The sequence below is a fragment of the Lysobacter sp. Soil_N_51 genome, from assembly GCF_057655755.1.
This window is the reverse complement of sequence record NZ_JBDGLR010000023.1, coordinates 1-5,717: the sequence shown is the minus strand read 5'-3', so window position 1 is coordinate 5,717 and position 5,717 is coordinate 1. Positions and strand designations below refer to the sequence as shown.

General features: G+C 54.3%; 2 tRNA genes and 3 rRNA genes. All 5 read right to left on the bottom strand.

The features are described 5' to 3' along the window. Positions 1–49: 49 nt before the first annotated feature. A 5S ribosomal RNA gene (gene rrf / locus AC3A4T_RS24505) occupies positions 50–164 on the bottom strand. 171 nt (positions 165–335) lie between these two features. Further along, positions 336–3,201: ribosomal RNA gene (locus tag AC3A4T_RS24500) — 23S ribosomal RNA — on the bottom strand. 260 nt (positions 3,202–3,461) lie between these two features. Next, a tRNA-Ile gene (locus tag AC3A4T_RS24495) sits at positions 3,462–3,538 on the bottom strand. 19 nt (positions 3,539–3,557) lie between these two features. Then, positions 3,558–3,633, bottom strand: a tRNA-Ala gene (locus AC3A4T_RS24490). 105 nt (positions 3,634–3,738) lie between these two features. Further along, a 16S ribosomal RNA gene (locus AC3A4T_RS24485) occupies positions 3,739–5,283 on the bottom strand. The 16S, 23S and 5S rRNA genes sit together here with 2 tRNA genes alongside, the layout of an rRNA operon. Positions 5,284–5,717: the final 434 nt, after the last annotated feature.

Below are 5,717 nucleotides of genomic sequence, written 5' to 3'. Positions count from 1 at the left end.
GCAAAGAAAAACGCCGCAACCAGAAGGTTGCGGCGTTTTAGGGTAAAGCCCCTGGCGATGACCTACTCTTGCATGGCTTAGGCCACACTACCATCGGCGCATGTGCGTTTCACTTCCGAGTTCGGGATGGGATCGGGTGGTGCCACACAGCTATTATCACCAGGGAGAGGGTGGAGGGTCGCAGACTTCGGTGGATTGAAGTTGCGCTCACGCTCACGTGGGTGTGCTTTCAACGGAATGCCCCCCGTTGTCGGCGAATAAGTTGGAATGTAGCGAGCAGTATTTTGGGAGAAACGTCTTAACGTGTCAATGAAGCCAAGGCAACTTGAGGTTATATGGTCAAGCCACACGGATCATTAGTACAGGTTAGCTCAATGCGTTGCCGCACTTACACACCCTGCCTATCAACCACCTAGTCTTGATGGTTCCTTTAGGGGACTTAAAGTCCCGGGAGATCTCATCTTGAGGCGCGCTTCCCGCTTAGATGCTTTCAGCGGTTATCGCTTCCGAACATAGCTACCCGGCAGTGCCACTGGCGTGACAACCGGAACACCAGAGGTTCGTCCACTCCGGTCCTCTCGTACTAGGAGCAGCCCCTCTCAAATCTCCAACGCCCACGACAGATAGGGACCGAACTGTCTCACGACGTTCTGAACCCAGCTCGCGTACCACTTTAAATGGCGAACAGCCATACCCTTGGGACCGACTACAGCCCCAGGATGTGATGAGCCGACATCGAGGTGCCAAACACCGCCGTCGATATGAACTCTTGGGCGGTATCAGCCTGTTATCCCCGGAGTACCTTTTATCCGTTGAGCGATGGCCCTTCCATACAGAACCACCGGATCACTAAGACCTACTTTCGTACCTGCTTGATCCGTCGATCTTGCAGTCAAGCACGCTTATGCCTTTGCACACAGTGCGCGATGTCCGACCGCGCTGAGCGTACCTTCGTGCTCCTCCGTTACACTTTGGGAGGAGACCGCCCCAGTCAAACTACCCACCATACACGGTCCCTGACCCGGATAACGGGCCTAGGTTAGAACGTCAAGCACGACAGGGTGGTATTTCAAGGATGGCTCCACCACAGCTAGCGCCATGGTTTCATAGCCTCCCACCTATCCTACACAGACGAACTCAACGTTCAGTGTAAAGCTATAGTAAAGGTTCACGGGGTCTTTCCGTCTTGCCGCGGGAACGCTGCATCTTCACAGCGATTTCAATTTCACTGAGTCTCGGGTGGAGACAGCGCCGCTGTCGTTACGCCATTCGTGCAGGTCGGAACTTACCCGACAAGGAATTTCGCTACCTTAGGACCGTTATAGTTACGGCCGCCGTTTACTGGGGCTTCGATCAAGAGCTTCGCCTTGCGGCTGACCCCATCAATTAACCTTCCAGCACCGGGCAGGCGTCACACCCTATACGTCCACTTTCGTGTTTGCAGAGTGCTGTGTTTTTGATAAACAGTCGCAGCGGCCTGGTCACTGCGGCCCCCCTCAGCTATTAACCGTGGAGGGCGCACCTTCTCCCGAAGTTACGGTGCTATTTTGCCTAGTTCCTTCACCCGAGTTCTCTCAAGCGCCTTAGAATTCTCATCCTGCCCACCTGTGTCGGTTTACGGTACGGTCTGCGTAAGCTGAAGCTTAGGAGCTTTTCCTGGAAGCGTGATATCGGCAGCCTAGCCCTAATGGGCCGGTCCTTAGTCTCAACGTTGCTCCCCCGGATTTGCCAAAGGGAACCGCCTCAACTCTCTCACCAGGACAACCAACGCCTGGCCTGCCTAACCTTCTCCGTCCCTCCATCGCACTTACGCGAGGTGCAGGAATATTAACCTGCTTCCCATCGACTACGCTTTTCAGCCTCGCCTTAGGGGCCGACTCACCCTGCGTCGATTAACGTTGCGCAAGGAAACCTTGGGCTTTCGGCGTGCGGGCTTTTCACCCGCATTATCGTTACTCATGTCAGCATTCGCACTTCCGATACCTCCAGCAGACTTCTCAATCCACCTTCAACGGCTTACGGAACGCTCCTCTACCGCGCATCACGAAGTGATGCACCCCAAGCTTCGGTTTATCGCTTAGCCCCGTTAAATCTTCCGCGCAGACCGACTCGACCAGTGAGCTATTACGCTTTCTTTAAAGGGTGGCTGCTTCTAAGCCAACCTCCTGGCTGTCTGTGCCTTTCCACATCGTTCACCACTTAGCGATAAATTTGGGACCTTAGCTGTGGGTCTGGGTTGTTTCCCTTTTCACGACGGACGTTAGCACCCGCCGTGTGTCTCCCGGATAGTACGTGCTGGTATTCGGAGTTTGCCATGGTTTGGTAAGTCGCAATGACCCCCTAGCCATAACAGTGCTCTACCCCCAGCAGTATTCGTCCGAGGCGCTACCTAAATAGCTTTCGAGGAGAACCAGCTATCTCCGGGTTCGATTAGCTTTTCACTCCTAATCACACCTCATCCCCGTCTTTTGCAACAGACGTGGGTTCGGGCCTCCAGTTGATGTTACTCAACCTTCACCCTGGGCATGACTAGATCACCCGGTTTCGGGTCTACTGCCCGCGACTATGCGCCCTTATCAGACTCGGTTTCCCTTCGCCTCCCCTATACGGTTAAGCTTGCCACGAACAGTAAGTCGCTGACCCATTATACAAAAGGTACGCAGTCACTCTTGCGAGCTCCTACTGCTTGTACGCACACGGTTTCAGGGTCTATTTCACTCCCTTCACCAGGGTTCTTTTCGCCTTTCCCTCACGGTACTGGTTCACTATCGGTCGGTCAGGAGTATTTAGCCTTGGAGGATGGTCCCCCCATGTTCAGACAGGGTTTCTCGTGCCCCGCCCTACTCGATTTCATCGCATCAGCCCCTTCACATACAGGGCTGTCACCTTCTATGGCCGAGCTTTCCAACTCGTTTTGCTGAAGCTGATGCAACTTAAGGGCTAGTCCCCGTTCGCTCGTCACTACTTAGGGAATCTCGGTTGATTTCTTTTCCTCCGGGTACTTAGATATTTCAGTTCTCCGGGTTCGCTTCCAGCAGCTATGTATTCACTGCAGGATACCTATTGCTAGGTGGGTTTCCCCATTCGGACATCGCGGGATCAAAGCTTATTGCCAGCTCCCCCGCGCTTTTCGCAGGCTATCACGTCCTTCATCGCCTCTGACCGCCAAGGCATCCACCGTGTGCGCTTATTCGCTTGACCATATAACCCCAAGTTGCCTCGGAGTTACACGGGTCCAGGGGTACAAAGCCCGGACTCGAATATAACGACTCAATTAATAAAGTGTCTTTCGACACTCGCCTTAGCCTCACGACACGTCATGGACATTCCGTCTCAAAACGCTCGCTACATTCCAGTTTTTCAAAGAACACTTGAAAGGCTTCAGCGCCTTCCCAGTTTCAAATCTTTATGTGTGTGCGCAATTCAGAAGTCTTGCCGTTTGCCTTAACTTTTCACCAGGGTGGTGGGTCTGGGAGGACTCGAACCACCGGCCTCGCCCTTATCAGGGGCGCGCTCTAACCACCTGAGCTACAGACCCAAAACTGCTACTGGCTAGGTGGTGGAGCTTGTCGGGATCGAACCGACGACCCCCTGCTTGCAAAGCAGGTGCTCTCCCAGCTGAGCTAAAGCCCCATCGAAACGGGACGACTCCTCAATCGCCCTGTGGCGATCGGGAACTCTGAATGCAGGTCACTTGTGCGGACGTCTGGACAGGCAATTGGCTGTCTTTATGTCTCTAAAGGAGGTGATCCAGCCGCACCTTCCGATACGGCTACCTTGTTACGACTTCACCCCAGTCATCGGCCACACCGTGGCAAGCGCCCTCCCGAAGGTTAAGCTACCTGCTTCTGGTGCAACAAACTCCCATGGTGTGACGGGCGGTGTGTACAAGGCCCGGGAACGTATTCACCGCAGCAATGCTGATCTGCGATTACTAGCGATTCCGACTTCACGGAGTCGAGTTGCAGACTCCGATCCGGACTGAGATAGGGTTTCTGGGATTGGCTTGCCCTCGCGGGTTTGCAGCCCTCTGTCCCTACCATTGTAGTACGTGTGTAGCCCTGGCCGTAAGGGCCATGATGACTTGACGTCATCCCCACCTTCCTCCGGTTTGTCACCGGCGGTCTCCTTAGAGTTCCCACCATTACGTGCTGGCAACTAAGGACAAGGGTTGCGCTCGTTGCGGGACTTAACCCAACATCTCACGACACGAGCTGACGACAGCCATGCAGCACCTGTCTCACGGTTCCCGAAGGCACCAATCTATCTCTAGAAAGTTCCGTGGATGTCAAGGCCAGGTAAGGTTCTTCGCGTTGCATCGAATTAAACCACATACTCCACCGCTTGTGCGGGCCCCCGTCAATTCCTTTGAGTTTCAGTCTTGCGACCGTACTTCCCAGGCGGCGAACTTAACGCGTTAGCTTCGATACTGAGAGCCAAGTTGCTCCCAACATCCAGTTCGCATCGTTTAGGGCGTGGACTACCAGGGTATCTAATCCTGTTTGCTCCCCACGCTTTCGTGCCTCAGTGTCAGTGCTGGTCCAGGTAGTCGCCTTCGCCACAGATGTTCCTCCCGATATCTACGCATTTCACTGCTACACCGGGAATTCCACTACCCTCTACCGCACTCTAGTCAGCCAGTTTCCAATGCCATTCCCAGGTTGAGCCCAGGGCTTTCACATCAGACTTAACAAACCACCTACGCACGCTTTACGCCCAGTAATTCCGAGTAACGCTTGCACCCTTCGTATTACCGCGGCTGCTGGCACGAAGTTAGCCGGTGCTTATTCTTCCGGTACCGTCATGATCCCCGGGTATTAACCGGGAACTTTTCTTTCCGGACAAAAGTGCTTTACAACCCGAAGGCCTTCTTCACACACGCGGCATGGCTGGATCAGGCTTGCGCCCATTGTCCAATATTCCCCACTGCTGCCTCCCGTAGGAGTCTGGACCGTGTCTCAGTTCCAGTGTGGCTGATCATCCTCTCAGACCAGCTACGGATCGTCGCCTTGGTGGGCCTTTACCCCGCCAACTAGCTAATCCGACGTCGGCTCATCTATCTGCGCGAAGCCCGAAGGTCCTCCGCTTTCACCCGTAGGTCGTATGCGGTATTAGCGTAAGTTTCCCTACGTTATCCCCCACAAATAGGCAGATTCCGACGTATTCCTCACCCGTCCGCCACTCGCCACCCAAGGAGCAAGCTCCTCTGTGCTGCCGTTCGACTTGCATGTGTTAGGCCTGCCGCCAGCGTTCACTCTGAGCCAGGATCAAACTCTTCACTTAAATGTTTCGATTCCAGCCTTGCGGCCTTCATCAATGCTTTGAGTGCAGACTTCGTTCCAGGCCAATTACTCAATTGCATTTGCATGCTTCTTAAATCGTTGGACTCTGTTACGAACGTCTGCAAGATGGACAACTATCCACCCGCCAGACGCCCGCACAAGTCACCTGCGCACACTGTCAAAGATCTTTAGGAACCGGCCTCAGCGCCTTGTTCCGTCTCGTCACCGAAGTGCCCGAGGGAGCCGCACACTATACAGCAGTTTTCGTGAACGTCAACACCTGTTCGCGAACTTCTTGCTGCTTCCCGACTCGCCGAAATCCTTCGTTTCCGAAGCATTCCACCTCACCGGGCCGCGCATCTTACAGCATGTTTTCGACTCGTCAACACTTGTCGAAACCGCCGCTTTCCGCGCGTCCCGCCAACCTACAAACCG